General features: G+C 61.3%; 26 protein-coding genes. 13 read left to right on the plus strand and 13 right to left on the minus strand.

Going from position 1 to position 25,780, the window contains the following annotated elements; translation table 11 throughout:
* Nucleotides 1-70: 70 nt before the first annotated feature.
* Together Q0072_RS00080 and Q0072_RS00085 are read left to right on the plus strand one after the other, a co-directional pair.
* Complete coding sequence (locus tag Q0072_RS00080) at nucleotides 71-1,435, plus strand: ATP-binding protein (protein ID WP_298323974.1); 1,365 nt, start codon at nucleotides 71-73, stop codon at nucleotides 1,433-1,435.
* A gap of 210 nt (nucleotides 1,436-1,645) precedes the next feature.
* Nucleotides 1,646-2,215, plus strand: coding sequence for a hypothetical protein (locus Q0072_RS00085; protein ID WP_013479079.1), 570 nt, complete (start codon nucleotides 1,646-1,648; stop codon nucleotides 2,213-2,215).
* A 142-nt stretch (nucleotides 2,216-2,357) separates the two neighbouring features.
* Here Q0072_RS00085 and Q0072_RS00090 read toward each other — a convergent pair whose 3' ends face one another.
* From Q0072_RS00090 to Q0072_RS00100, 3 genes are read right to left on the minus strand one after another with little or no spacing between them, the layout of a single operon-like run.
* The gene (locus Q0072_RS00090) at nucleotides 2,358-3,146 is read right to left on the minus strand and encodes a DUF2807 domain-containing protein (RefSeq protein WP_298323980.1); all 789 of its coding nucleotides are present in this window, start codon (nucleotides 3,144-3,146) and stop codon (nucleotides 2,358-2,360) included.
* 17 nt (nucleotides 3,147-3,163) lie between these two features.
* Nucleotides 3,164-3,730 (minus strand): DUF1700 domain-containing protein, encoded by a 567-nt coding sequence (locus Q0072_RS00095; protein ID WP_126419849.1) that lies wholly within the window; start codon nucleotides 3,728-3,730, stop codon nucleotides 3,164-3,166.
* A 5-nt stretch (nucleotides 3,731-3,735) separates the two neighbouring features.
* Nucleotides 3,736-4,101, minus strand: coding sequence for a PadR family transcriptional regulator (locus tag Q0072_RS00100; RefSeq protein WP_298323985.1), 366 nt, complete (start codon nucleotides 4,099-4,101; stop codon nucleotides 3,736-3,738).
* A gap of 219 nt (nucleotides 4,102-4,320) precedes the next feature.
* Between Q0072_RS00100 and ubiA the strand changes: the two genes are divergently transcribed.
* From ubiA to hisN, 8 genes are all read left to right on the plus strand, one after another.
* A complete protein-coding gene (ubiA, locus tag Q0072_RS00105; RefSeq protein ID WP_298323988.1) occupies nucleotides 4,321-5,247 on the plus strand; it encodes a 4-hydroxybenzoate octaprenyltransferase in 927 nt (308 codons plus the stop codon).
* A gap of 27 nt (nucleotides 5,248-5,274) precedes the next feature.
* Nucleotides 5,275-6,072, plus strand: a complete 798-nt coding sequence (locus Q0072_RS00110; protein WP_298323990.1) for a DUF3298 and DUF4163 domain-containing protein — start codon at nucleotides 5,275-5,277, stop codon at nucleotides 6,070-6,072.
* The gene (locus Q0072_RS00115; protein WP_298323993.1) at nucleotides 6,069-6,713 is read left to right on the plus strand and encodes a methyltransferase; all 645 of its coding nucleotides are present in this window, start codon (nucleotides 6,069-6,071) and stop codon (nucleotides 6,711-6,713) included. The genes Q0072_RS00110 and Q0072_RS00115 overlap by 4 nt, the downstream gene beginning before the upstream one ends.
* The gene (locus tag Q0072_RS00120; RefSeq protein WP_298323996.1) at nucleotides 6,710-7,048 is read left to right on the plus strand and encodes a VOC family protein; all 339 of its coding nucleotides are present in this window, start codon (nucleotides 6,710-6,712) and stop codon (nucleotides 7,046-7,048) included. Before Q0072_RS00115 ends, Q0072_RS00120 begins: the two co-directional genes overlap by 4 nt.
* A gap of 60 nt (nucleotides 7,049-7,108) precedes the next feature.
* Entirely contained in the window at nucleotides 7,109-8,698 is a 1,590-nt protein-coding gene (locus Q0072_RS00125) for a phospholipid carrier-dependent glycosyltransferase (protein ID WP_298323999.1), read from the plus strand.
* Between the two features lie 201 nt (nucleotides 8,699-8,899).
* Nucleotides 8,900-11,764, plus strand: a complete 2,865-nt coding sequence (locus tag Q0072_RS00130; RefSeq protein WP_298324002.1) for a pitrilysin family protein — start codon at nucleotides 8,900-8,902, stop codon at nucleotides 11,762-11,764.
* A gap of 70 nt (nucleotides 11,765-11,834) precedes the next feature.
* Nucleotides 11,835-12,227, plus strand: coding sequence for a helix-turn-helix domain-containing protein (locus tag Q0072_RS00135; RefSeq protein WP_085930442.1), 393 nt, complete (start codon nucleotides 11,835-11,837; stop codon nucleotides 12,225-12,227).
* A 195-nt stretch (nucleotides 12,228-12,422) separates the two neighbouring features.
* A complete protein-coding gene (gene hisN / locus Q0072_RS00140; protein WP_298324006.1) occupies nucleotides 12,423-13,250 on the plus strand; it encodes a histidinol-phosphatase in 828 nt (275 codons plus the stop codon).
* A 26-nt stretch (nucleotides 13,251-13,276) separates the two neighbouring features.
* On the opposite strand, the gene Q0072_RS00145 is transcribed toward hisN, so the two are convergent.
* The 7 genes from Q0072_RS00145 to Q0072_RS00175 form a co-directional block, all read right to left on the minus strand.
* Nucleotides 13,277-14,617, minus strand: coding sequence for an alpha/beta fold hydrolase (locus Q0072_RS00145; protein ID WP_298324010.1), 1,341 nt, complete (start codon nucleotides 14,615-14,617; stop codon nucleotides 13,277-13,279).
* Between the two features lie 27 nt (nucleotides 14,618-14,644).
* On the minus strand, nucleotides 14,645-15,529 hold the full coding sequence (locus Q0072_RS00150) for a methyltransferase (RefSeq protein WP_298324013.1): 885 nt from the start codon (nucleotides 15,527-15,529) through the stop codon (nucleotides 14,645-14,647).
* A 128-nt stretch (nucleotides 15,530-15,657) separates the two neighbouring features.
* Complete coding sequence (bfr, locus tag Q0072_RS00155) at nucleotides 15,658-16,143, minus strand: bacterioferritin (RefSeq protein WP_290799895.1); 486 nt, start codon at nucleotides 16,141-16,143, stop codon at nucleotides 15,658-15,660.
* 47 nt (nucleotides 16,144-16,190) lie between these two features.
* Complete coding sequence (locus Q0072_RS00160) at nucleotides 16,191-16,376, minus strand: (2Fe-2S)-binding protein (protein WP_013479094.1); 186 nt, start codon at nucleotides 16,374-16,376, stop codon at nucleotides 16,191-16,193.
* A 107-nt stretch (nucleotides 16,377-16,483) separates the two neighbouring features.
* Nucleotides 16,484-16,720, minus strand: coding sequence for a hypothetical protein (locus Q0072_RS00165; protein WP_298324022.1), 237 nt, complete (start codon nucleotides 16,718-16,720; stop codon nucleotides 16,484-16,486).
* 161 nt (nucleotides 16,721-16,881) lie between these two features.
* A complete protein-coding gene (locus tag Q0072_RS00170) occupies nucleotides 16,882-19,266 on the minus strand; it encodes a glycoside hydrolase family 3 N-terminal domain-containing protein (protein WP_298324025.1) in 2,385 nt (794 codons plus the stop codon).
* Between the two features lie 397 nt (nucleotides 19,267-19,663).
* Nucleotides 19,664-20,311: an OmpW family outer membrane protein gene (locus Q0072_RS00175; protein WP_298324028.1), complete on the minus strand. Its 648-nt coding sequence runs from the start codon at nucleotides 20,309-20,311 to the stop codon at nucleotides 19,664-19,666.
* Nucleotides 20,312-20,525: 214 nt separating this feature from the next.
* On the opposite strand from Q0072_RS00175, the gene Q0072_RS00180 reads away from it, so the two are divergent.
* Entirely contained in the window at nucleotides 20,526-20,837 is a 312-nt protein-coding gene (locus Q0072_RS00180; protein ID WP_298324032.1) for a rhodanese-like domain-containing protein, read from the plus strand.
* Between the two features lie 44 nt (nucleotides 20,838-20,881).
* Here Q0072_RS00180 and Q0072_RS00185 read toward each other — a convergent pair whose 3' ends face one another.
* Both Q0072_RS00185 and uvrC read right to left on the minus strand, forming a co-directional pair.
* Nucleotides 20,882-21,292 carry a hypothetical protein gene (locus Q0072_RS00185; RefSeq protein WP_298324035.1) on the minus strand — a complete coding sequence of 137 codons (411 nt, stop codon included), beginning with the start codon at nucleotides 21,290-21,292 and terminating at the stop codon, nucleotides 20,882-20,884.
* Nucleotides 21,293-21,445: 153 nt separating this feature from the next.
* On the minus strand, nucleotides 21,446-23,362 hold the full coding sequence (gene uvrC, locus Q0072_RS00190) for an excinuclease ABC subunit UvrC (protein ID WP_298324051.1): 1,917 nt from the start codon (nucleotides 23,360-23,362) through the stop codon (nucleotides 21,446-21,448).
* A 157-nt stretch (nucleotides 23,363-23,519) separates the two neighbouring features.
* On the opposite strand from uvrC, the gene Q0072_RS00195 reads away from it, so the two are divergent.
* Nucleotides 23,520-24,719 carry an acyltransferase gene (locus Q0072_RS00195; RefSeq protein WP_298324038.1) on the plus strand — a complete coding sequence of 400 codons (1,200 nt, stop codon included), beginning with the start codon at nucleotides 23,520-23,522 and terminating at the stop codon, nucleotides 24,717-24,719.
* On the opposite strand, the gene Q0072_RS00200 is transcribed toward Q0072_RS00195, so the two are convergent.
* Nucleotides 24,652-25,125 (minus strand): NUDIX domain-containing protein, encoded by a 474-nt coding sequence (locus Q0072_RS00200; RefSeq protein WP_298324042.1) that lies wholly within the window; start codon nucleotides 25,123-25,125, stop codon nucleotides 24,652-24,654. The genes Q0072_RS00195 and Q0072_RS00200 overlap by 68 nt on opposite strands.
* Nucleotides 25,126-25,334: 209 nt before the next feature.
* Here Q0072_RS00200 and Q0072_RS00205 point away from each other — a divergent pair.
* Nucleotides 25,335-25,780: SDR family NAD(P)-dependent oxidoreductase (locus Q0072_RS00205; protein ID WP_298324045.1), on the plus strand; the 446-nt coding region annotated here is incomplete at its 3' end.

Raw genomic sequence — 25,780 nt, forward strand, 5'->3', positions numbered from 1 at the left:
AGACATGCCCCCTCCGGCGCAGACAAGCTGCGCCACCTCCCCCGCCTCGCAGGGGAGGAGGATCGATTGAATGCGCATACCCCGTCTGAAATTCTGGCCGCAGGCCATCAAGCGCAAGATCCCCAAGACGCTGTGGGGCCGCGCCCTGCTGATCATCGTCCTGCCCGTCGCCCTGATGCAGGTGGCGGTGACTTGGGCCTTTTTCGACATGCACTGGGAAACCGTGACGGCCAAGCTGTCAGAAGGGCTGGTGGGTGACGTCGCCTGGGCCGTCGATGCCTACAAGGCCGATCCGACGCCGCAGACCATGGCCACCATTTCCGCCGCCGCGCAGAAGTCGATGCAGCTATCCATCGTTTATCAGCCCGGCCGGGCCCTGCCTGAAAATCGCCGGCGCAACGCCTGGGCCGCGCTCGACCGCTCCTTGAAGCGCGCGCTCAATGAGCAACTGGACGACCCTTTCTGGTTTGACACGACCCGTTACGCCGGGTCTGTCGATATCCGCGTCAAGGTGAAGGGCGGCGTCATCCGGGTGATTGCGCCGCGTGAGCGCGCCTTCGCTACCCGCGCCCATATCTTCGTACTGTGGATGACGGGTGCGACCCTGCTTTTGACCGCTGTGTCGATCCTGTTTATCCGCAATCAGGTCCGCGCTATCGAGCGCTTGTCCGTCGCAGCCGAAAAGTTCGGGCGCGGCGAAGATGACCCCAACTTCAAGCCCTATGGGGCGGCCGAGGTGCGGGCCGCGGCGCAGAACTTCCTCAAGATGAAGTCGCGCATCCAGCGCTATATCGAACAGCGCACCACCCTTCTGGCCTCGGTCAGCCACGACCTGCGGACCCCCCTGACACGGCTGAAGCTGGAACTGGCCATGGCCCCGCCCGATCCGGCAACCGAGCGTATGAAACAGGACGTGTCGGAAATGGCCTATATGATCGACGAATATCTGGCCTTTGCGCGCGGTGAGATGCAGGAAAGCCCGCAAACCACCTCTGTCAACGCCCTCTTGGAAACCGTCGTGGACGGCGCCCGCCGCGCCGGGCATCAGCCGCAATTTGTCCCCCTGTCCGAAGACGTGGAAACCTCGATTCGTGTTATGGCGCTCAGCCGCGCCCTGTCCAATCTGGTTATGAACGGCTTTCACTATGCCACGCAGGTGCGCGTCTCTGCCGAAATCGAGCACAAGGCGGGCGGCAAGCAGTCGCTGCATATCTATGTCGATGACGACGGCCCCGGCATCCCGCCCGAAAAGCGCGAAGAGGCGCTCAAGCCGTTTTCGCGTCTCGATGACGCGCGCAATCAGAATAAGAAGGGCGTTGGCCTAGGTCTGGCCATCGCGCGCGATACGGTGCGCAGCCACGGCGGCGAACTGAACCTCGATCAAAGCCCGCTGGGCGGCCTGCGCGCCGATATAGGCATACCGCTGATCAGTTAAATGCGACCGCGCGTTAACCCTGTTTTCTAACCCTTTATTGACCATATGGGCCCATTCTGCACGCTAGAGCATTCGTAGGCTTGGTCGAGCCGACGAATGGCTCCAATTTTTGTAACGCCTCATGTTTTTTCCGAAAAGTGGTGTCCACTTTTCGGCATGCGGCTCTAGAGCCGAAAAAAACATCGGCTTGCGCAGAACAGAAGGTTCCCGATGGCCAAGGCCTCCACGCATCGAACGGTTGCCCGTTCCCGCGCCCCGTTGAAGGCGTGCGGTGAGTGCAATCTGTGCTGTAAGGTCTATGACGTCGAGGACGTTGGTAAAAAGGCCGGGAAGCTATGCAGCCACACGCGTGAAAACGCCGGTTGCGGCATCTGGGGACTTCACCCGCAAATCTGTCAGGACTTCAAATGCCTGTGGCTGAAACACGACGACCTGAACGGTCTGTGGCGGCCCAATATAGCGGGCTTTGTCCTGCGCCTTGAGCCGAATGGCACGACGCTGAATGTCGATGTGGACCCGGCGCGCCCGGATTCGTGGCGGCAGGCCCCCTACTATGCGCAGTTCAAACTGTGGGGCGAAGGCATCCTGCGTAACGAAAGCCTTGTGGTGGTGTATGCCCCCGAAGGCCTCTATGTCGTCACGCCTGACGAAGACCTGTTCCTGCGCCAGCCCAGACGTGGTGACATACTGGAAACCGGCATGGAAATGACGCTGTTTGGCCCCCGCGCCTTCGCCCGCGTCGTGCCCGCGGCCAGAGGCCGTGACGCGCTAAGGGCTTAAGAGTTTAGCCACGAAAAGAACGCGAAGCGCCTTATGCCTACACGAGTATAAGGCCCTGCGGGCTGGTTACTTTTCGTGCCTTTTCGTGTTTTTTGTGGCCAACACATAAGGCCTCCCCGATGACGGAGAGGCCTTATCGGTTTTAGTCCTGCTCGACGCTGCCCGCGCCGCTGATGCGCGTATCAAGTTGCGCCGGACGGGTTTGCAGATCGACATTGCCCGAACCTGACACATCGACCTTGACCTTGCCGGTCGGGGCGATGGTGGCATCCCCTGAGCCAGAGATGCTGACATCGGCGTCTTCGACGCTGAGGCCGGAGAGATCGGCTTCGCCCGCGCCGGTAATGTCGAGCTTCAGCGCCTTGGCCTTGCCTGTCACCTCGGCCGAGCCGGAACCGCTGATGCGCAGATCGATGCTCGGCTGGTCATAGGCGCTGACCCGGAGGTCGCCAGAGCCGGAAATCTCGAAATCCTTCACCGAAGGCGCCGTGATGACGATTTTCAACTCGTCGCTGGCGTGAGCTTCGATATGGCCCGGTCCGAAACGGAACTGCACGACCTTTTCGACATCCGGCCCATCGGCCAGATAGAGGCGACCGTTTTCGAGGCGCACCCGGTCGGTCAGGGCTTTGGGGCCGTTGACAGTCACCGAAGGCGTGGCCCCCTGAGTATAGACCACCTCAGCCGGGACATCGATCTTGAGCTGTTCACTGCCGCTCCAGGCAAGGGTGCGCGTCACGGTGGGCGCTATCTCGGCCTTGGTGGTCTTCATGAAGTGGATATTACTGTCGCCATCTCCCACATCCGACAGAGTCCACACCCCGCCGTTTTTGGCGATGTCATGGCTGGCCAGACCGGCGGCACCAGCGAGGCACGCGACCGAAAGGACAAAAGCGGAGCCGGAAATAATGGCAAGTTTGCGGATCATCATGGTCTTCCCTCCTCCGATCAGGCGTTCTGCGCATCAAGCGCGGGTTTCAGCAGGCGATAGTGCAGACGGGCGTACCAGACGAGGCCGTTGACCAGCCACACGCTGACGATAGCGGTCAGGCCGGCAATGGTGACGGCCAGAGCCATACCCCCGACACCGCCCAGAAGCGCGGCAAACACGCCGCCCGGCATCCAGAAGGCCCCGGTGGCGAAAACGACGCCGCTGGCGATAAAGATACCGATGGCGCTCATGAAGAAGCCAAACAGGGTGCCGATGACGCCCATCAGCAGCGGCAGCAGGATCAGGATGTCGATGGCCCCAAGCCCCAGAACGGCGAACACCGCGCTGACGGCCGAAGACGGCGACTTGGTGTCTTCCCACTGTTTCAGGCCGATTTCGGCCCGCAGTTCGCGCGCCAGACGCGCCGGATCACCCAGGGCGGCGGCCACTTCGGCTTCGCTGCGACCGGCAGCCACGCCGTCCGTAAAATGGGCTTCGTAGTCGGCGACCACGTCGGCGATGGAAGCGGCGGGCAGGCCCGTCAGGCCTTGCTTGAGCCGGTTGATAAATTCGTTGCGGGTCATGTCCCTTACCCCTCTTGCGTTTCGGTGTGAGCCGGTTGCGGCTCAGGCGGTGCGGCATCCAGCAGCGCATCGACGCTGCGGGCAAAGCCGCGCCATTCAGCGGCCTGCGCCGCCAGTGCCGCGTGACCGGCCTCGGTCAGTCGGTAATATTTGCGCGACGGCCCCGATGAGGATTCGACCAGTCGCGTATCGACCAGCCCGTCGCTCTGCATCCGCCGCATCAGCGGATAGATGGTGCCTTCGCCCATGCCGATGGCGTCGGACAGGGTGGAGGCGATCTCATAGGCGTAGCTCTCATTGCGGGCCAGTAGCGCCAGCACGCACAGGCCGAGCACGCCTTTCTTTAGTTGAATGTCAATGGTTTCAGCCATCTCCGGTTTCCTTTCGACGGAGCCGTGTGCGCCCCGTGATGAAGAGGTGTATATGACAAGCTACTACTTATTGCAAGATACCATTTTAAAACATGTACCATTTGTAATGTAGTAGCCATCACCAACAGGTAGCTTGCCAAACCTCGTGCCTGTCGATGAAACGAAGGGGAGCGCGGCTTGGGCCTCGACACCTGCCCGCGAAAGGCGCAAATGAGGGGCATGACTCACGATCCCCTTGCCCTCCCCGATGCCCCCAAAGCCAACTGGGTCGATCTCTATGCGCCCGCCCCTCTGCGCCCGTGGCTAAGGCTGGGGCGTTTCGACCGCCCCATCGGTATCTGGCTTTTGTTCCTGCCGGGTGCCATGGGACTGGTCTTCGGGGCTGCGAATCCGTTTTCGCTGGAGGTGCTGTATAAGCTGGGCCTGTTCGCTTTGGGCTCGGCTTTGATGCGTGGGGCCGGATGCGCCTACAATGACTTTGTGGATCGCGACTTCGATGCGCAGGTCGAGCGCACGCGCCTGCGACCCATCCCGTCGGGACAGATCAGCCCCAAACAGGCGCTGGGCTTCGTCGCCCTGTCCGCGCTGATCAGCCTTGTCATTCTTCTACAACTGGGCACGACCGCCATCTGGCTGGGGGTGGCGTCGCTGGGGCTGGTCGCCGCCTATCCCTTTATGAAGCGCATCACCTGGTGGCCGCAGGCGTGGCTGGGCCTGACCTTCAACTGGGGCTTCCTGATGGGCGTCGCCACCATGACGGGGACACTGAGCCTTGCCGCAGTCATCTTCTACGCCGGACTGATCTTCTGGACCCTGGGGTACGACACCATCTACGCCTATCAGGACATAGAAGACGACGCCATGATCGGCGTCAAATCCTCGGCTCGCGCCTTAGGGGCCAAAGGCAAAAGCGGTGTTTCAGTGTTTTACGCCGCCGCCGTGGCGCTGACCGGCGTCGGGGCCATACTCGGCGGCCTGAGCTGGCCGCTATATGCCGGGCTTGCGGCTGTGTGTCTGCACCTGTTCTGGCAGGTCAACACCTTGCGAATCGACGACAACGCGCGTCTTCTGAAACTGTTCAAGGCGAATCGCGAAACCGGCCTGTTGTGGGTCGCGGCCATACTGATCGGCCACTGGTCAGTTTAATCAGTAAGCGACCCTAAGGAGTTAGACATGCGGATGAGACCGCACCTGCTGATCACGGTCGCGTTTTGCGCGCTGACGCTGGCGTCGTGCTCGCGCAAGGACGAGGCGCGCAAAGATGAAGGTCCCTCGGTTGCCGAGGCGCCGCTTGAGTTTGCGCAGACGACCCCGGACGCCGAGGTCAAGCTGACCTTCCCCAAAGCGATCAAGGCCTTCCCGGACCTGCACAACCGCCTCTATTCCGAAGGCCAGAGCGAGCTGAAGGCCTTTGGCGATCAGGCCGCCAAGGACCGCAAGGAACTGAGCGCTGCCGGTTCCGAGCCGCCGCCCTATTTCCGTTCGATCACCTGGACCCTGCCGGCGCAATCCGAGCATCTGGCCTCGCTCTATGCCGAGCAGTCGGAATTTACCGGTGGCGCGCACCCCAACGCCAATTATCAGAGCGTGCTGTGGGACAAGACCGCCAAACAGGCCATCGACGCGCGCCTGTTGTTCGCGCCCAATGCCGACCTCGCTGCGGCTGACGCCTTCCTGTGCCGCCAGATCGAGGCCGAGCGGTCGCGCCGCAATCAGACTCCGACGACGCAGACCGCCACAGGTTTTACCTGCCCCAAACTGATCGACAGCCATCTGGCGCTGGTGGCTTCGACCACCTCTGGCAAGATCGGCGCGATTGAGGCCCTGTTCGCCCCCTATGAGGTCGGCCCCTATGCCGAAGGGGCCTATCAGATCCGCGTGCCGCAGGCGGTGCTGCGCGGCCTGATCAGCCCCGCCTATACGGCGGATTTTGCGGGGGAACCCGTGCCAGCCCCCGCGGCCACTCAATGAGCGAACCGGCGGGGTTTATCCGCGCCCACACCACCCCTCTGCCGGTCCCCTCCCTGCCCGACCTGAGCCTGTATCAGGCAGCGGAGGTGACGGCCCTTTGGCAAATGACCGAGGCCGAGCTGGCGCAAAATGGTGTGGCCCCGCCCTTCTGGGCCTTTCCGTGGGCTGGCGGTCAGGCGCTTGGCCTGTGGCTTAGGGAAAACCCGCACGTCGTCCAGAACAAACGCGTGCTCGATCTGGCCTGCGGGTCCGGACTGGTTGGCATAGTGGCGGCGAAGCTGGGGGCTGTGCAGGTCATCGCCAATGATATAGACCCGTTCGCCGGGGCTGCCGTGGCGCTCAATGCGGCGCTGAACGACGTGGATATTATCTATGACGGCGCTGACCGGCTATCGGGCGAACCTCCCGCCGTCGATGTTATTCTGGCTGGGGATATCTGCTACGAAAAGTCGATGACCGTCGCCATGCTGACATTTCTGCGCAATGGCCGGGCGCAGGGTATCGCCGTCTATGTCGGTGACCCGCACCGCAGCTATTTCCCCGGCGAAGGGTTTACGCGGCTGGCCACCTTCGACATTCACACCGACACCCAAATCGAAGACCGCGCGGTAAAACCCGCCAGCGTCTGGAGCCTGATATGAGCAAACATCACAAGATCGACTATGTCGAATGGCAGGCCACCGCCCTGCCCGAAACCAAAGCCTTCTATCATCAGGCGTTTGGCTGGAATTTCATTGATTACGGCCCAACCTATGCCGCCCTGTCCGAAGCCGGTCTGGACGGCGGTTTCGACGCCGATAACGGGCCTGCCAAGCCGCTGGTTATCCTCTATTCTGAAGACCTCGAAGCGTCGCGCGACACAGTTGTAGGCGCAGGCGGACACCTGACGCAGGACATCTTCAGCTTCCCCGGTGGCAGGCGTTTTCATTTCACCGATCCGTCGGGCAATGAACTGGGTGTGTGGAGCGACAAATAGGGGTTGCCGCCCCTGCCCCGGCTTGCCATAAGGGCCGGGGCCCCACTCGCGCGTATTGAAATGACCGACACCCTGCTTGCCGACGTCAAAACCCGCTGGACGCAAATCCGCCGCGGCAAATGGGGCGACGACTCTCTGATGCAGGCTCTGGGGCGCGAACCCGTGATGCGCTGGCTTATGGGGTTTGCCGTCCTCTGTCTGGCCTGCTTCAACTTTGCGCGCGACCTCAATGATCCGCCCAATGCCTTCTGGGACGAAAGTTACTACGTCACGGCATTGGAACGCTATGAAGGCCACATCGCCTCCTACGCCTCGCATCCGCCTCTGGGCTTCATGCTGATGAAGGTCGGCCGCGACCTTGTCGGAGACGCTAAAAACGCCGACAGCCGTTTTCTGGCTGAGGTCAAAAAGACCGACACCCGCAAAATCCCCAAAGGCTACAGCTTTACCGGCGTGCGCCTGATGGGGGGCCTGTTTGGCGCGGCCGGGGCCGTTCTGTTCTATCTGATCTGCCTGACGATTACCCGCGAAGCCTTTTCCGCCGCCATCTTCAGCCTGCTCTACGTGTTTGAAAACGCGCTGATTGTGCATTTTCGCGCCGGGCATCTTGATCCGTTCCAGATTACCTTTGCGCTGGGGGGCATACTGGTGTGGTTACGCGCCTTCTGTGATCCGCAGAAGGACAGTTGGAAGCACGCGGCCCTGTTCGGGGCGCTGATCGGCCTGAGCTTTATGGTCAAGGTCAATACGATCGTCCTACTGGCGCTTCCGGCCTTTACCGCCCTGCGCGACCTGATGCGCAGCCGCTGGCCGATGGACCGCGCGATCGGCCATATCGCCGCCAAGGCCGTGGCCGTTTCCGCCAGCTTTGCCGCTATCACCGTCTCGATCTTTGTGCTGCACACCGTGCTCAACCCGGTGGCACCGGATTTCAAAAGCGATGCCGGACGCAAGGATGCCCCCTTTATCACTGAGCCTTATAAAGCCTGGCTGGAAAAGCGGCCCCCCCTGACACCGCAGGTGCTCTACGACGCTACAAACGGCTATTTCCGCTTCATGAACAATGACTTCACCGGCATTGTCAAAACGGAAAAGAACGGGTCCAATCCGGCCTTGTGGCCGCTGATGCACAAGAACATCACCTATCGCTGGGACGCCCATAATGGCCGCACCAGCTATGTGCAGATGGCGGGCAACCTGTTCAACTGGACGCTGGGCGGGCTGGCGCTGTTAGGCACGCTGCTGCTTCTGGCCCAGCGCGCCTTTCAAAAGAAGCCGTGGCTCGATACGCACGATATGGACATGGCGGCGGCCCTTATCGGCATGTGGGTCGTCTTCATGCTGATCCACATCTGGCTCGGCACGCAGCGGGTCATGTATATCTACCACTATTTTGCGGGCCTGCTGCTCAGCTTCATGCTTCTGCCGCTCCTCTATCAGGTGCTGAAAAGCCGCTTTGCCTGGATCGAAAAGCACAAGGATTACGTGCTGGGGGTGGTCTGTATCGGGGCTGCGGCGGGCTTTATGTGGATTGCCCCGCTGACCTACCATCAACCCTTGACTCGCGCCGCCTGTGAAGCGCGCAATGTGCCTTTCAAGATGGTGCCCTGCCAGCCCCGGCTGAAACCGACCCCTTCTCCCTCATCTTAAGCGCGTACCGTCTTCAAAAGGCCCCAAAGCCTGATAAGGTCATCTGCGTATAGAGCGGAATGATTTTCACTAGAATCATTCCGCTCAAGCCGGCATTGAGGCGGCGGCCAAGGTGGCAAAGCCACCGCCCGGCGAGGGGCGAAACAAAATCTAGATCATTATGTTTCTACCAGAAATCATAATGATCTAGAGGAGCGACGGATGACACTGAAGGCTTTGGCATTAGGCGTAATGCTGGCGGTTGGGCTGAGTGGCGCGGCGATGGCCGAGCCCCTGAAAGCTGGAGCGCCGGGTGCGCAGTTCGCCCACCTCTATTCCGACCTGCCCGTTGATCCGCAGGCGCGCTTTGGTCGCCTGTCTAATGGCATGACCTATGTGCTTTATCCCAACGCCGCTCAGCCGGGCAAGGTGGTGATGCGTCTGCGCATCGGGGCCGGGCCGCTGGACGAAGCCGACGAAGAAAGCGGCATTTCCTACCTCATCACCTTCATGGCCTTTTCCGGCTCGACCCACTATCCCGACGGCGACCTGTTCCGGCAGCTTGAACGTCAGGGCATCCAGATGGGGGCGGGTCAGCAGACCCTGACCGAGGAAGGCGAAACCAGCTATCAGATCGCTCTGCCGCGCAATGATGCGGCGACACTGGATACCGGATTCACGGTGATGTCGGACATGGCCTTCGGTTTGACCTTCCCCGAAACGGCCGATCAGCGCGACCGCGCGCTGGTGGTCACGCAACTGAACAATGCCGATCAGCCGGTGCAGCACCGGTATGACGAGTGGCTGCGCACCGCCTTTGCCGGTCAACTCCTGCCGGAACGGCCGCAAAAAGGTCTGCGCGACATCGTGCTCTACACGCCGCGCGAACAGGTCCGCCGCTTCTACGACACCTTCTATCGTCCCGACCGCGCCACCCTGATCATTGTGGGCGATATCGACGCCGCCGCGCTGGAAAAGCGTATCGAAAAGACCTTCGGGGCCTGGAAGGCCAGGACCCCGGCCCCGGCGGCGCGCGATGCCGGCGCCTACTCACCCAAAGGGCCGCGCGGCACCACCTATTTCGAGCCCGGCCTGCCGGAGATCATCGACATCGCCTGGCTCAAACACGCCGAAACGCGCTTTCAGAACCGCGAGGCGGTGCGCGACATGATGCGTGAGCATCTGGCGCTGGCGGCGCTCGACAACCGGCTGGAGCGCGTCGCCGCCCGCCCGGACAGCGCCTTTGCCCGCGCCGGTCTCAACCGTCAGTCCTTTCAGCGCACCGGCGAAAGCCTCAGCCTGATGGTCATGCCCAAACCCGGCGAAACGCAAAAGGCCCTCACAGAGGCGCTGACACTGGTGCGGCAGGTTGGCGAATACGGTTTCAGCGACGGGGAATTTGCCCGCGCCGCCGCTGATTATGAAGCCGGACTGCGTCAGCGCGCTGACAGCGCCGCCACCCGCTCGAACGAGTGGATCGCCGACATGATCGCGGGGTCTATCGGTGATCGCTACGTGATCAATTCCCCGGCGCAGGATCTGCAATTCTATCTGGACCTGAAACCCGAACTGTCACGAGAAGCGGTCAACATCTATATGAAGGCGCTGATGCAGCGCGATGGCCCGCTGATCTCGGTCAGCGGCCCCGTCGCGGTGGCCGGACTGGATGCCGCAGCCCTCGAAAAGACCTATGCGGCGCTGGAAAAAGCACCAGTTGCGGCCCCGGAAGCCGAAACGGCCAAGGCCTGGGCCTATGCCGATTTCGGCGCACCCGTCGCGCCGGTCCGCACCGAACAGGATGCGGCGCTGGGGACGACGCGCCTGACCTACGCCAATGGCGTCAAGGTGACGATCAAGCCGTCCAAGCTGCAAGCCGGGTCGGTGATGGTCAGTGTGCGCGCCCTGGGCGGGCTGAAGCGTTTGTCGCCCAAAACGCCCGATGCGGCCTTCGCCCTGAACTTCTACGACATTTTCCAGGGTGGCCTGAAAAACATGTCGGCCAGCGAGATCGAAGAATCGCTGGCGGGCATGAATTTCGACCTTGCCTATCGCCTGACCGAAGACGCCGCCGTCCTGATGGGACAAAGCACGCCGCACGATTTTGCGCGCGAAATGCAGTTGCTGCGCGCCTTCTATTCGGACGCCGCCTTCGACCCCGCCTATCTGGAGCGTCTGCGCCATTCCATGCCCGCCTACTATACCTTCGCCTCGACCAATCCGTCGGGAGTCATGGCCATGCACCTGCCACGGCTGGTCTATGATGGCGATGCGCGCCTGACGCCGATGTCACAGGCAGACATGCTGAGCCTCGGCAATGACCGTATCGCCGCGCTGATCCGCAATTCGCTACGCGACACCCCGCTGGAAATCGTCATCGTCGGCGACATCACACCCGAACAGGCGCGCCCGGCGCTGGATGCCACCTTTGGTGTCCTGCCGACCTTGCCCGCCCACTACACCCCCGCTCCTGACGGCGGCGAGACGGCCCGCTTCCCGACGACAGGCCTCTATAAGACCCTCTATCATCAGGGCAGCCCTGAACAGGCGTTGATGATGATCGCCTTCCCCACCACCGACCGCTATAGCGACCCGAAGACCGGTCTGGGCCTCGACCTGCTGGCTGAGGTCCTGAGCCTGCGCCATTATGAGGCCGGGCGCGCCGAAACCGGCACCACCTATGTGCCTCTGGCGCGACATGTGCCCTCCACAGGATTTAAGGGCTTCGGCTATCTGTCGGCCACGGTGCAACTCTATCCGGGGGCCGAAAGCAGTTTCTATACCGGCTTCCTCAGCCTGATCGACGGATTGAAAAGCGCGCCGGTGACCGATGACGAACTGCTGCGCGGGCGTCAGTTACTGCTGCGCCGCATGGCCGAAGAGGATCGCAATAACGGCTACTGGCTGGCGGCCCTGACCGGCATCGACGCCAATGCCGGTCAGCGCGACTATGTGCTGAAACGTCAGGACCTGCTGAACAGCCTCACCCCCGCCGACCTTCAGGACCTCGCCAAACGCTATCTTGACCCGGCCAAGGCCTTGAAGACGGTGGTGTTACCTGTGCCGAAAGGCGACTCGAAGTCCTCATAACGCTGGCACGCCATTTGAACCCTCACAGGCGAACCGTCCCGGAACGGCACGCTTACAGATAGAACGAGGGATAACTCACATGGCTAACGATATCGACCTGCACCTGGGCAAGCGTCTGCGCCGCCGCCGCCGCCTGCTGGGTCTGACCCAGCAGCAACTGGCGCTGGCTGTCGGCATCCGCTTCCAGCAAATCCAGAAATATGAGTGCGGGGCCAACCGCATCTCCGCCGCCCGCCTGTTCCAGCTCGCCAAGGCGCTGGAAACCCCCGTCACCTATTTCTACGACGGCCTTGAAGACAACACGACCGAAGTCGCCGCCGTGCAGAACGAAGGCATCGAAGTGTTTTCGCGCAAGGAAACGCTCGACCTCATTCAGGCCTATTACCGCCTGTCGGAGCGTCCGCGCCGCCGTCTGCTCGATCTGGCCAAGTCGCTGAACACCGAGACCGAAACCGCGGCGTAGTCTTAATACCAAGAGTCATTGAAAATGACTCTTGGTATGCCTTTCGAGAATTTTTCATGTCCCTGACACATATGAGAAATTCTCGAGTTTTCAACGGCCGGATGCGGTCAGCATCTTCGGCCGTTGGTATAAGTATTGAGTTCCGCCCGGCGGACGCCTACACATGCGACCGATTCAATGCGCGCAAGGTGGTCTATGGCGTCCTCAGCCGAACTCGAAACTCTGGAAGCCTTTATCCTTCGTCTGGCGGAGGCAGCGGCGGGCGTGGCCCTGCCGCTGTTCCGTTCCGTCGAACTGGGTGAGGTGAGCAAACCCGGCCATTCGAGCGGTTTTGACCCGGTCACCGAAGCCGATAAGGGAGCCGAACGCGCTATCCGCGCCCTGATCGAGGGAGAATATCCCGATCACGGCATTATCGGCGAAGAATACGGCACGGTGCGCGCCGAAGCCGACTATGTGTGGGTGCTCGACCCCATTGACGGGACGCGCGCCTTTATCTCCGGCCTGCCATTGTGGACCACGCTGATCGGTCTGCGCCACAAGGGCCGCCCGATTATGGGCGTCATCGCCCAGCCCTTTCTCAAGGAAATCTTCCTCGGCTCGCCTCTGGGCTCGCGTCTGATCACCCCCGCCGGATCGACACCGCTCAGGGTGCGCGACTGCGCGTCACTGAGTCAGGCCGTGCTGGCCACCACCGACCCCCACCTCTATTCGAACGACGAAGAACCGGCCTTCACCGCCTTGCGCAAAGCGGCCAAGCTGATGCGCTATGGCTGCGACGCCTACGCCTTCGCCATGGTGGCGCAGGGGACGATGGACGGCGCGCTGGAAACGGGGCTCAAGGCTTGGGACATCGACGCCATCATTCCGGTGATCGAAAACGCCGGGGGCGTGGTGACCGACTGGGCGGGCGCGCCCGTGGGTCCTTATGGTGGTCAGGTCATGGCCGCCGGTTCACGCGCTGTGCTTGAGGCCGCCATCGGCCACCTGTCGCCCGCTTCCAAGGACGCCGAGGCGCACTGATCAGGGTTTGGCGATTCCACTTAAAGTCATTTCGCTCTAGCGCCAGCCGGGGTCTCTTCGGTGGCTTCCGTCGGGGCCTCTTCCCAGTCCGCGACCTCAACCTCATCCCGCTTCGCGCGCAGGCCTTCCGGCACCGACAAACGTTCCGGTGGCGGTTGCGGCGCATAGACGGGGATGTCGTTCAATTCGTAAGAAAAGAAGATCGGCTGCGCCGTTGCCGGACGCACTTCCGTCTCCACGGGCTCCGCGACAACCACCGTCTCCACCGCCTCAGCAGGGACGTGCGAATCGAATACCTCGGTCGTGGCGGGCACGACCGGTTCGCTGACGTCGATCTCAGCTACCGGTACCGCCGCAAGGGATGACTCGACAGGCGCGCTCGGCAGGGCCTCCGCCGGCAGGTTGAAGCTGACCTGATCGTCGAACTCGGCCCAGAAGGCACGGCGATAATCGTCCATCTCCATCAGGATTTCATGATCAGCGCCGGCGATTTCGACGCAACGCCCCTTGGCCAGTTTCTTGACGAAAGCCTTGGTCGGCTGCTTCATCATCAGGCTGTCGTCGCTGGAGATCACCACCGACACCGGCGTGCGCACCTTTTTCAGCACCTTGCCCTTATCCTTAAGCAGGGTGTCACCGATGCGCAGCGCAAACAAAAGCCAGCCCCAGGTCGGCGTCCCAACCGCCAGATGCGGGCAGGCAAACAGTTGCTCACGCCACAGATTATAGCGCGCCGCATCGTGGGTCAGGGCGTCCTCTTCAAAGGTGTGCTCGAACGGATCATCAAACAGTTCCGGTACGTACTCGCTGGCCTGACCGTGTTTGACCTTCCAGTCGGCCTGGAACATCACCGACCACAGAGAATGCTTGCCCGTCTTGATGCGCAGCATCGGATTGATGAAGACGGCGGCGCTGAAGCGCTCCTCACCACGAGTCAGGGTCGCCAGATTGAGCGCCGCCCCCATCGAATGGCCCAGCATAACCCATGGCTTGGGCGCGCGGTCCTCAAAGCCATCGAGCAGGCGTTGATAATCGTCGAGAAATTCGTCTTCAGAGCGCGCATGGCCTTTCAGGCGATCGGGCAGCAAACGCGCCGATAACCCCTGCCCGCGCCAGTCGTGCACCACGACACAAAACCGCCGCTCCAGAAGGTCAGTCACGACCTCATAATATTTTTCAATCGGCTCGGCCCGGCCGGGGCTGACGAAGACCGTGCCACGCGCCGGGCCTTTCGGGTGCCAGAAGCCCAGTCGCAGACGCAGCCCCCCCGCCCCGCGAAACCATTCGCCCACGCCCCCTTCGGGCGGCCGGTATTCCGGTATCGCCATCAGCGGAGCAGCAGTGGACAGGGAAGCGATGCGTGTCACGGGTGCAGTCTCAAAAAGGGTCAGGCATCAGGAAGGTTTACGGAATTTCAGCGTCATCCGGTCGCTTTCGCCGATGGATTCATACAGTGTACCATCAAAATCCGGATTTGGTGGCTCTCCTCTGGGGGCCGTCAGGCGATAGGGCGGCAGGGTCCATACGCCGAACGGATGCGCCTTGTTATCCTTGGGGTTGGCGTTGATTTCCGACGCCTCCAGAAACTCAAAACCCGCCTCGGCCGCCAGTTGCTTGACGAACGGCTCCTGCACATACCCATTGGTCGCCGCCGGGTCCTGCGCATTGCCGACATCGGCGCGGTGCTGCTCAACGCCCAGCAGGCCGCCGGGCTTAAGCGCCGCAAAGGCATCGGCAAAGGCCTTTTCGGCCAGGCCTGCCGCCATCCAGTCGTGCAGCACCAGCAGGAACAAAACCGAATCGACGCTTTCGGCATCGGCCAGCGCCCCGGTCTGCGGCCCGAAGGCGGAAAAACCCAGTTCGCCATAGAGTTTGGGGTCGGCGGTGAAGCGGCGGCGATATTCAGCGGTCAGAGTGGCCGCTTCGGGGGCCGTCGCCTCGTTCTCAATCAGGGCGGCGACATAGCGTCCCTTGCCGCGCGCCAGCCAGGGTGCCAGAATATCGGTCATATAACCGGCACCGGGCCACATATCGATGACCGTATCGCGCGGCTTGATCTCGAAAAATTCCAGTGTTTCAATCGGGTGGCGGAACTTGTCACGCTGACGGTCGATGTCATTGCGCCACTTGCCCCCCACGGCCCACGGCAGAGTGCCCTCTTGCGCAGCGCCATTGGTCGCCGCGGACTCGCTCTTGCGGCCACAGGCGGTAAGCCCCGTGACGGCCAGAGCCGACGCAGCCAACCCCAGACGCATCATACCGCGCCGGTCGAAACTCATTTTGGAATGGTCACGCGCCAATAGGCTACCCGGATGAACTCGTTTCAGTCTGCGAAAACCTAAAGCGGTTTCCCCGCCCTGTGAAGCCTCTTGCAGGACAAAAGCCCAACAAGAGACAAAGGGGCTGATCAGGCCTCGCCTTCGATTTCCTTCATAGCGCTTTGCAGGTAGTTGGGCTCACCCATCAGCCGGATCAGACCAATCTGCGTTTCCAGCCAGTCGATATGGTGTTCGGTATCCGCCAGAATCTGGCGCAGCAGGTCGCGGCTGACGTAATCCTGCACGTCCTCACACTGCTTGATGCCGGCGACGAGTACGCCGTGGCCCCGCGTTTCCACCGACAGGTCAGCGGTCAGACACTCGGTGATGGTTTCACCGATCTTCAGCTTGTGCAGGTCCTGAAGATTGGGCAGCCCCTCCAGAAAGAAGATGCGCTTGATCAGCAGATCCGCGTGCTTCATCTCCTCGATGGATTCCTGATAGACGATGCGGCCCAGATGCGTCAGGCCCCAGTTTTCCAGCATACGCGCATGGAGAAAATACTGATTGATCGCCGTCAGCTCATTGGTGAGGACGGTATTGAGAAGCTTGATAATCGCCGGATTGCCCTGCATGGCCGCACTCCTGAGGTTGACGGTTGTGGCAGGGCCGAAAACGCCGTTTATTCAGCCGCCAACCGCACGGTGGCGCTAACGTCTTCGATCATCTGCCGGATGTCGCAGACGCATTTGGCGCATTGCGGGCGGGTCTGGCAATGGTTGAAGACGGCTTTTACCGTGGTTGCCCCCGATAAAATGGCCTTTTGCGCGTCTCTTTCGCGGATAGCGTTACAATTGCAAACGTACACGAGGGAGCCTGTGAGTCCACCATTCTGAGAATGCGTCTCAGATAGCATCACTCACATTCAATTGCAAGTCACTCGCAACGCGAAGACCGCGAATGCTTCTCAAAAACTCAGGCCTGTTCCTTAAAGGTCACGGCGACGCCGCGCTTCTTGAAATAGGACTGCATCAGCTTGCGGCCCGCGCGATTGTTCTGCGCCAGACGCGACGGCTCCACGACCGCCTCTTTTTGACCCTCAGCCGCCAGAGCGGCCTTCAGCGCCGCAATATGCGTGTCCAGTTGCGCATTGTCGTCGATCAGCGAGGTATAGACGTTTTCGAGCGCTTCAGCGACAGTCAGGGTGGTCAAAGGGAAACTCCATTATTCGCCGCTCGTCTGCATTAAACACAGTCAGAGCGGCCTTCATCAGAAAGCCGCTCTAGCAGAAGGCCCCGGCCCTATCAAGCCGCCGACCAAAACAGGAAAATGGCGGACACCGCAGGGGCTGCGGTATCCGCCAGACCCGACCGTCACGCCACGGTCAGGGTAGTCGTTTTCAGGTCGCGGCTGTTGGGTCCGACCATGATGGTGAAGGTCCCGGCTTCGACCACGCGCTTCATATCGGTGTCGAAGAAGGCGAGATCGGCCGGGGTGATCTCCAGCGTCACCGTCGTCTTCGCCCCCGGCTCCAGCGTCACGCGCTTGAAGCCTTTAAGCTCCTTGATCGGCCGCGTAACCGACGAATAGTCGTCGCGGATATAGAGCTGCACCACTTCGTCGCCCTTCACCTTGCCCGTATTGGTCACATCGATCGATACGGTCAGGCTTTCGCTGGCGGCAATGGTGGCCTTCGACAGGCGCGGGGCCGAGATGTCGAAGGTGGTATAGCTGAGGCCGAAACCGAACGGATAGAGCGGCGTGACATCCCCATCGAGATAACCGCGGCGCGCCGTCGGCTTGTGGTTATAGAAGACCGGCAACTGACCGACGCTTCGGGCGAAGGTGATGGGCAGCTTGCCGCCCGGATTGGCGCGCCCGAACAGCAGGTCAGCGGCGGCATGACCCGTCTCCTGACCCAGATACCAGCCTTCGATGATGGCGTCGGCCTTGTCCTGAAGCAGGTTGATCGACAGCGGACGGCCATTGAGCAGGAAGACCACGGTCGGCTTTTTCAGAGCGAAAATGGCGGCCGCCAGATCGTTCTGCTGACCGATCAGGTCCAGCGACTCGCGGTCACCGAGGTGGTTGTCGGCCCAGGCTTCGCGCGAAGTCTGCTCGTTGTCGCCCAGCACCATGACGATGGTGTCGGCGGACTTGGCGGCCTCGACGGCCTCGGCGATCAGCCTGGCATTAACCGCCGGATCGACGAACTTTACCTCGTCCGCCGCCCAGTCGCGCTTTTCAGTCAGGCGGATGGCCTCACGATATTCCAGCGTGAAGCCCTGTGCCTTGGCTTCTGTCTCCAGCCCTTCGTGGATGGAGACGACGTGACGCGGGATTTCCGAATAGCCACCGATGGGCGTGTCCTTGGCGTGGGTGCCGAGCAGCAGCAGCTTGCCGACCTTTTTGCCATCCAGCGGCAGGACGCCGTTGTTCTTCAGCAGCACCGCCGAGCGCACGGCGGCTTCACGAGCCAGGGCGATGGCGTCGGGCGTCGCCGTCAGCTTGTCGGCCTGCTTGGCATCGACATAGGGGTTTTCGAACAGGCCGCCGAGGAATTTCAGCTCCAGAATGCGATGAACGATGGCGTCGATCTCGGCTTCCGAGACGCGCCCGGATTGCACCAGCTTGATCAGGTTCGGATAGGCTTCGCCGTCCGGAGTCTCGATATCCACCCCGGCCTTGACGGCGCGATAGGCGGCCTCGGTCATGTCCGGCACCAGATGGTGACGGCTGATCATTTCCTTGATGGCGAAATAGTCGGACACCAGCACGCCCTTGAAGCCCCACTCGCCGCGCAGCACGGTGTCGAGCAGCCACTTGTTGGCGTGCGACGGTACGCCGTCGATTTCGTTGTAGGACGGCATGACCGCCGCAATGGGGGTTTCCTTGACGATCTTCTCAAACGGCGGGAAGAAGACTTCGCGCAGGGTGCGCTCGGAAATTGGTGCCGGCCCGACATTGGTGCCGTTTTCCGGCTGACCGTGGCCGGTCATGTGCTTGAGCGTAGCAAACACCTTGTCCTTGGCCAGCTTGCGGTCCGTACCGGAAAAGCCCAGTACCGCCGCCTTGCCCATGACGCCCATCAGGTGGGTATCTTCGCCGTAGGTTTCTTCAACCCGGCCCCAGCGCGGCTCACGGCAGACATCGACCACCGGCGCCAGCGCCAGATTGGCCCCGCGCGCGCGCATTTCCTTGGCGCAGACCGCAAACACCTTCTCGACCAGTTGCGGATCGAAGCTCGACGCCAGACCGATGGCCTGCGGGAAGGAGGTGGAGTCGCGCGCCACATAGCCGTGCAGGCTTTCCTCGTGCATGAACATCGGGATGCCGAGGCGGGTCTTTTCCACGGCCCATTTCTGGGCGGCATTGATATAGGTGGCGGTTTCCAGCGCATTGCGGTTAACCACACCGACATCGGCACCGGCATTGATTTGTTTCACTTCAACACCGCGGCGGTCGCTTGGGCGCGCAATCATACCCAGACCGTTGGGGAAGGCTTCGCTGGCCTTTTTGGGGTCAAAATCGCCCTTTTCGTTCTGGATCTTGCCCTTTTGCAGCCAGATGCACATCATCTGGGCAACCTTTTCCTCAAGCGTCATGCGCTTGAGCAGGTCGGTGGTGCGGGCTTCGACCGGGGCCGAGGCGTCCTTATACAGCGGCTTGTCCGTCGCGGCATGCGAGGCGGCCGACACAGCGAGAGCGGTAGCGCTCACACCGGCAGCAAAATGGCGTCGGTTCAGTTGCAAGGTCATGACTTGTCTCCCTGTGGTCGTCGCGGGACGCATCCCGTTTCACATTCTGATTGACCGTTTTGTGTGACCGCACACGTTCCACACCACGGCTATATTTATTGCGTCGCACAAGGATTCCGCCCCGCCGCCGCTCTTTATTGACGACTTGCATAACCGATATACCGGGGCTTGGAAAGGGGGTAATGATAGCGCTACCAGATAGTTTCTGCGCGGTATCGATTGCAGCCAGCGCTTCAGACGCGGCACATGAAAAAAACGACGCCATTCACATGGAACGACGTCGCTTCTTAAATTACGCATACGAAAAATAACGGCGGACAGCACAACCCGCAAGGCTGTCCGCCGCTACCTGAAACCCTCAGCCCTGTCCGAGGAGACAAGGCCAGAGGATCAGATTCTAGAAACGGTAGGCCAGCCCAACCGAGGCGACGACCGGGTCGAGATCGACCTTGGACTTCAGCGCGCCGTCATTGATCTTAGCATCGGTCTTGAACCACACCTTTTTCACGTCGGCATTGAGCGACCAGTTGCCCTTCAGCGCGATATCGACGCCGCCCTGAAGCGCATAGCCCAGACCATCATCCAGCTTCACCTTGAAACCGTTATAGTCCTTGCTGTTGTAGAAAATCATGGCGTTGACGCCCGCGCCCACATAGGGGCTGACGCGACCCTTGGGATTGAAGTGGTACTGAGCCGCAATAACCGGCGGCAGGACGCGCGTCGTATGCACCTTCACGTCGGTCGTGCCGCCAACAGCGCGCACTTCGTGCTTGGAGGTGCCCAGAATGGCCTCAACGGCGATGTGGTCGGTGAAGAAATAGGTGAAGCCGAGGCTGGGGATAGTGTCGTCCTTCACCTTGACGTCCAGACCGCTATCGACGCCGGCGGCCGTTTTGATGTCGCCCTTTTCGTCCGGTGCGACGCTGGTGATACGGGTGGTGACGATGAACTGCCCCTTGGCCTTGGGCTTAAAATCCTGCGCCGACGCGCCGTTGGCAAGGCACATAACCAGCAGGCTGGCACCGATCAGATAAGCGATTTTCATGGCGAATACTCCTCTTCGTGCGTTTCGCTTCGAAGTTGGGTTTAGCCGTCCGCCGCGCGTCTGTGACCTGCGCATTCCGCCGCGCGTCAGCCTGCCCCAGGGACCAGACGCCGCGCGACAAATAACCACATTTATTTAATGGATATTCGATGATTGCGACGACCGGACAAGGATTGTATGACCTTCGCAGCAGCATCGCATTAAAGGCACACCTATGTCCGTTCGTCATCTTACGCCCGCCGAAGTTCAGGCCGCCCTCGACAGCGGCGCGATCCACCTGATCGATGTGCGCGAAGTGTATGAATATGAGCGGGTGCGCGTCGCCGGCAGCCTAAACCTGCCCCTCTCTACCTTCCATCCGGCCGAGCTGCCTCAGGACGGTAAGGAGATCATCTTTATGTGCGCCGGAGGCGTGCGGTCGCTGCGCGCCATTGAGGCGGCGCAAGCCTTCGGTCTGACTGCCGACGCGCATCTGGCCCCCGGCATCAATGGCTGGATCGCTGCGGGCCTCCCGGTTGAGGCATGAAACAAGGCCTTTTCCGATCCAAACGGAAAAGGCCCTTTTAAAAACTACAGGTCAGCGCCGGTAATAAACCCGTCGGCGTTTTTATCGCGCGTCTTGAACGCCGCCAGATTATAGGCAGTGAGTTCCTCAAGCGTTACTTTACCGTCGGCATTGGCATCCGCCGCCGCCATGTCCGCGATACGCTTGATCGTCTTGGGATCATCGGCCGGTGCTATGGCCACGTAGAATTTTTCGATCTCATCCTTGCTCAGGGCCTTATCGCCATTGGCGTCAATGCGCTTGAACAGGGACGGCTTGTCACGCACCCATTCTTCGGGGCTGAGCTTACCATCGCCATCCTTGTCCATCTTGGCCAGATGGTCAGGCAAGGCCTGAGCCGAAACGGTGGTGCCCATCACCATGGTCGTCAACAGCGCAGAGCACGCAAACACGATAAAATGCGGACGCTTGATCATATGTTTTCCCCGTCTGAATTATGCGCTGCGTTCCTCGCCAGCGGCGGGGCAGCCGAGCGAAGGTGATCGAATTTTTGCTCAATGTCTATTTATTTCGATCAATTTTGCGCGCACCGCAGAAAATTCTGCCTCATCCACCGGTCGTTTGAGCGCTTACGCCCCGTGGAAAAAATCGTAGATGCGCTGCGCCAGAGCTTCATTAATGCCCTCCACCTTGCGCAGGTCTTCGATGCGCGCCTTGCCCACCTCACGGCCCGACCCGAAGGCGGCCAGCAGGGTGCGCTTTTTACGGGGGCCGATGCCTTCGATCTCATCCAGCGGATTCTTGGTGATCGCCGCGTCGCGCTTCTGACGATTGGCCCCGATGGCGTAGCGGTGCGCCTCATCGCGCAGGCGCTGAAGATAATAGAGAACCGGCGATTTAGGCTCCATCATGAAGGGGGCACGCCCCGGCATGAAGAAGCGCTCCATCCCGGCGTCGCGGTCCGGCCCCTTGGCCACACCGACAATGCGGATGTCTTCCATGCCGAGTTCGCGCATCACGTCCAGAACAGCCTCCAACTGCCCCTGCCCACCATCGACCAGCACCAGATCGGGACGACCAAAGCCTTCCTCTTCCGTCGAGTCTTCTGCACGGTTTTTCAGACGTAAAAACCGTCGGCGAAACACCTCGCGCATCATGGCGTAGTCGTCACCGGCGGTCATCTTATCGAGATCGCGAATGGTAAACTTGCGGTACTGTCCCTTCATAAAGCCTTCGGGACCAGCCACCACCATACCGCCGACGGCGTGCGTGCCGCCGAGGTGCGAGTTATCATAAACCTCGATGCGGTTGGGCGGGGCGGGCAACTCAAACACCTCCGCCACGCCTTTCAGCAGGCGCGTCTGCGCTGACTGCTCGGCCATGCGCCGGCCCAGCGCCGCTTTGGCGTTGTTGAGCGCATGGGCCACGGCATCGGCCTTTTCGCCCCGGCGCGGGCAGTGGATCTCGACCTTACGCCCAGCGCGCAGCGACAGTGCCTCCATCATCAGGTCCGGCTCACTCAGGGGGTGAGACACGAGGATGAGCTTCGGCACCGGGCGGTCCTGATAGAACTGCCCCAGAAAGGCATCGAGAATTTCGCCCTCGGCGCTGTCGGCCTCTTCGCCGCTGTCCGGCACGCGCGGGAAATAAGCGCGGTCGCCCCAGTTCTGGCCCGCGCGGAAGAAGATGGTCTGCACGCAGGCCGCCCCGCCTTCGCTGACCACCGCAAAGACGTCGGCCTCGGCTTCACCGATACCGATGGAAGAGGTCATGGAGACGTGGTTAAGCGCCCGCACGCGGTCGCGCAGGTGCGCCGCCTTCTCGAAATCCATATCGTCGGAGGCCTTCATCATGCGTTTGGTCAGGTCGTCGATGACCACGCGCGAACGGCCTTTCAGAAAGGCCTCGGCCTGCCCCACCAGCGCGCCGTAATCCTCAAGGCTGACCTCACCCGTGCAGGGCGCCGAACAACGACGAATCTGATGCAACATGCAGGGCCGCGTGCGCGAGGCATAGACGCTGTCGGTGCAGGTGCGCAGCAGAAAAGCGCGTTGCAGCGTATCGAGCGTGCGGTTGACCGCCTGGGTCGAGGCGAAGGGGCCGAAATATTCGCCCTGAATGGCGTGGGCCCCGCGGTGCTTGGTGATCTGCGCCGCCGCGTGGTCCTTGCGCACCAGAATCTCGGCAAAGGACTTATCGTCGCGCAGCAGCACATTGTAGCGTGGTTTCAGCGCCTTGATCAGGCGCGCCTCCAGCAGCAGGGCCTCGCCCTCGGTCTGGGTGCGCACTATGACCATGGAGCGCGTCAGATAGACCATGCGCGCGATCCGCTGGGCGTGGACGCGGCCCTGCGCATACTGAAGAATGCGCTTTTTCAACGACTTGGCCTTGCCCACATAGAGCACCTCGTCGTTTTCGCCGATCATGCGATAGACGCCGGGCTTGTCCTCCGCCAGCCGCGCCTCGCGCAGGATTAGGGCCGCCCCCGTCAGGGGCGCATCGGTCGGCAGGGTTTCGGATTCGGCGTCGGTCGGCAGGTCGGACATGCTCCCGATATAGGCGAAGGGCCGGAACGGGGCAAGAACATCCGCATCCACCTTCCCTTCTTAAATGACACAATTGCAAAGGTACGCCACAGGAATTGACTTGCCTTCGGCCAGGCATGGCGTCATGGAGAGACACCGCACACAAAATCGTGATCGCATGACCGCTACGCCTGCCGCCCGATCGTCCGAAATCCGCGCCCTAACGGGCTTGCGCGGCGTCGCGGCCCTGTTCGTGGTCCTCTACCACGCCACCGGCTATTTTCGCTTTCCCGATCCGTGGCAGCACTATGTGCGGCATGGTTATATTTCGGTCGATCTGTTCTTCGTCCTGTCCGGCTTCGTCATGGCCATGACCTATGGCAAGCTGTTCGACACAGGCTTTCAGTGGCCGCACTTCCGCAAGTTCATTCTGATGCGCGTGGCGCGCGTTTGGCCGCTGTTTGCGCTGATGACGCTGATCACCGCCGCCCTGATCCCGACCATTCTCGGCACACGTTACTATGCGGAAGACGTCTGGCACGGCCTTTTGCCCAACCTGACCATGACGCAGGCCTGGGGGCTGGCCAATTCCATCGTCCGCCCGTCGTGGTCGATTTCGACCGAATGGGCGGCCTATCTGGTTTTTCCGCTGCTGGTGATTGCGGCCCTCAAAGGCTCGTGGCAACGCGCGCTTCTGTGGGCCGGTCTGGCCGCCGGTCTGCTGGCCTTTGTCGCCTATGGCCCTCTGTGGTTCGGGCAGACGATTCGCCGCTCAGGCCCGCTTGACATCGCCGCCTCCTACGCCAGCGGCACCCTGCTGCGCTGCCTGCTGAGTTTCTTTATCGGCATGGTCGCCTATCGTTTCCGCGCTCTGGTGCCGTCGCGTGCCGCCGTCCTGTTTCTGGTGACGTCGCTGTTGTTGATCGCGTGGCGGCCGTCAGATTTGATTCTGGTGGGCCTGTTTATCGGCCTGATCATGGCCCTGTCCGACGACGAAGGCCCGGTGGCCAAAATGTTGGCGTGGCGACCGGTCTATCTGATCGGCGTGTGGTCCTACGCCATCTATCTTATCCACGACGTGGTGCTGTTCGGCACCTTCCGCACCCTGCCAAAGTTTGGCCTAAGCCTGCCGGGGGAGCGCGTTCACTGGCTGATGGCAGCGATTGCCGTCACGGTCGTTCTGTCCGCTATCGCCCATTATGGCTTTGAGAAGCCATCACGCGACATACTGCGCCGCTTGATCAGCCGCTGGACGGCCCGCAAACCGGAACTTCACGCCGTTGCCGGCGACTTGCCGGCTGAGCCCGCCCCTACCACAGCGGGTCCGGCGGCAGACCTTGCAGAGCTTCCTGTATCCGCCGCAAAGAGCCGCCGTTGATATTGTCCGGCAGGGCGTCAATATCGAAGAAATCAACATTCTTGATTTCCCCCTGCGAGGTCAACTCACCCCGCTCGAAGCGGTCGATGCGATAGAGCAGCACGTGATCGCCGGGGAAGAAGCGTTCATTGGAATGGATCGACAGAAGACGCGGCGTTTCCTGGGCAATGATCCCCGCCTCTTCGCGCAACTCGCGCACCACGGCGTCACCGGCCGCCTCAAAGGCATCGACGCCGCCACCGGGCAGCCACCAGCCTTCGAGATAGGTGTGCTCGATCAGCAAAACACGGCGCTCATCTTCGACCACAAGCCCGCGCACGCCCAGAGTCTTGCCCCGCGTCATGCGCGAATGGGCAAAAAACAGAGGCCGCGTATACGGCTCGACAAGGCGCTTCCAGTCTTCCATGATTATAAAAATAAGATAAATAACGCTGTGCGCAAGCCTCACGCTGGGTTTTTCTCATTGCGCCGCGGAACAAGGCTTGAGTTCGCCGTAAGAGGCGCTTAATCAGATAAAAACAGGACTGACCGGGAGATCTCACATGCTGGCCATCGGCATTTTTGCGGGCTTCATCGCCTTCTATTTTATCGTCAACTATATCGACTTCGGCCGTATTGACTAAATCGGTTCCCAAAGTCGCCCCCAAAACCGCTTTGGTCACCGGCGCGGCCAAACGCATCGGAAGGGCCGTAGCCTTCGCGCTGGCGAAACGCGGCTATGATATCGGCGTTCATTATGGCACTTCTGCTACCGATGCGCTGGCTCTGGTCGAGCAGTTGCGTGGCTCACGCGTGCGCGCCGAGGCCCTTCAGGCGGATCTGTCGGACACCGACAGCGTCAAAGCGCTCATCCCTGCGGCGGTGTCCGCTCTGGGGCCTCTCAGCCTGCTGATCAACAACGCCTCTGTTTTTTTCGATGACCGCGCCGGGACGCTGACGGTTGAACGCTGGCATGCGCACATGAACACCAATCTGCTGGCGCCCGTCCTGCTGACGCAGGGGTTCGCGGCGCAGGATGCGCTGCCTGATGGGGCGGCTATCGTTAATCTGATCGACCAGCG

Source organism: Asticcacaulis sp., from assembly GCF_027484505.1.
Lineage (GTDB): Bacteria > Pseudomonadota > Alphaproteobacteria > Caulobacterales > Caulobacteraceae > Asticcacaulis.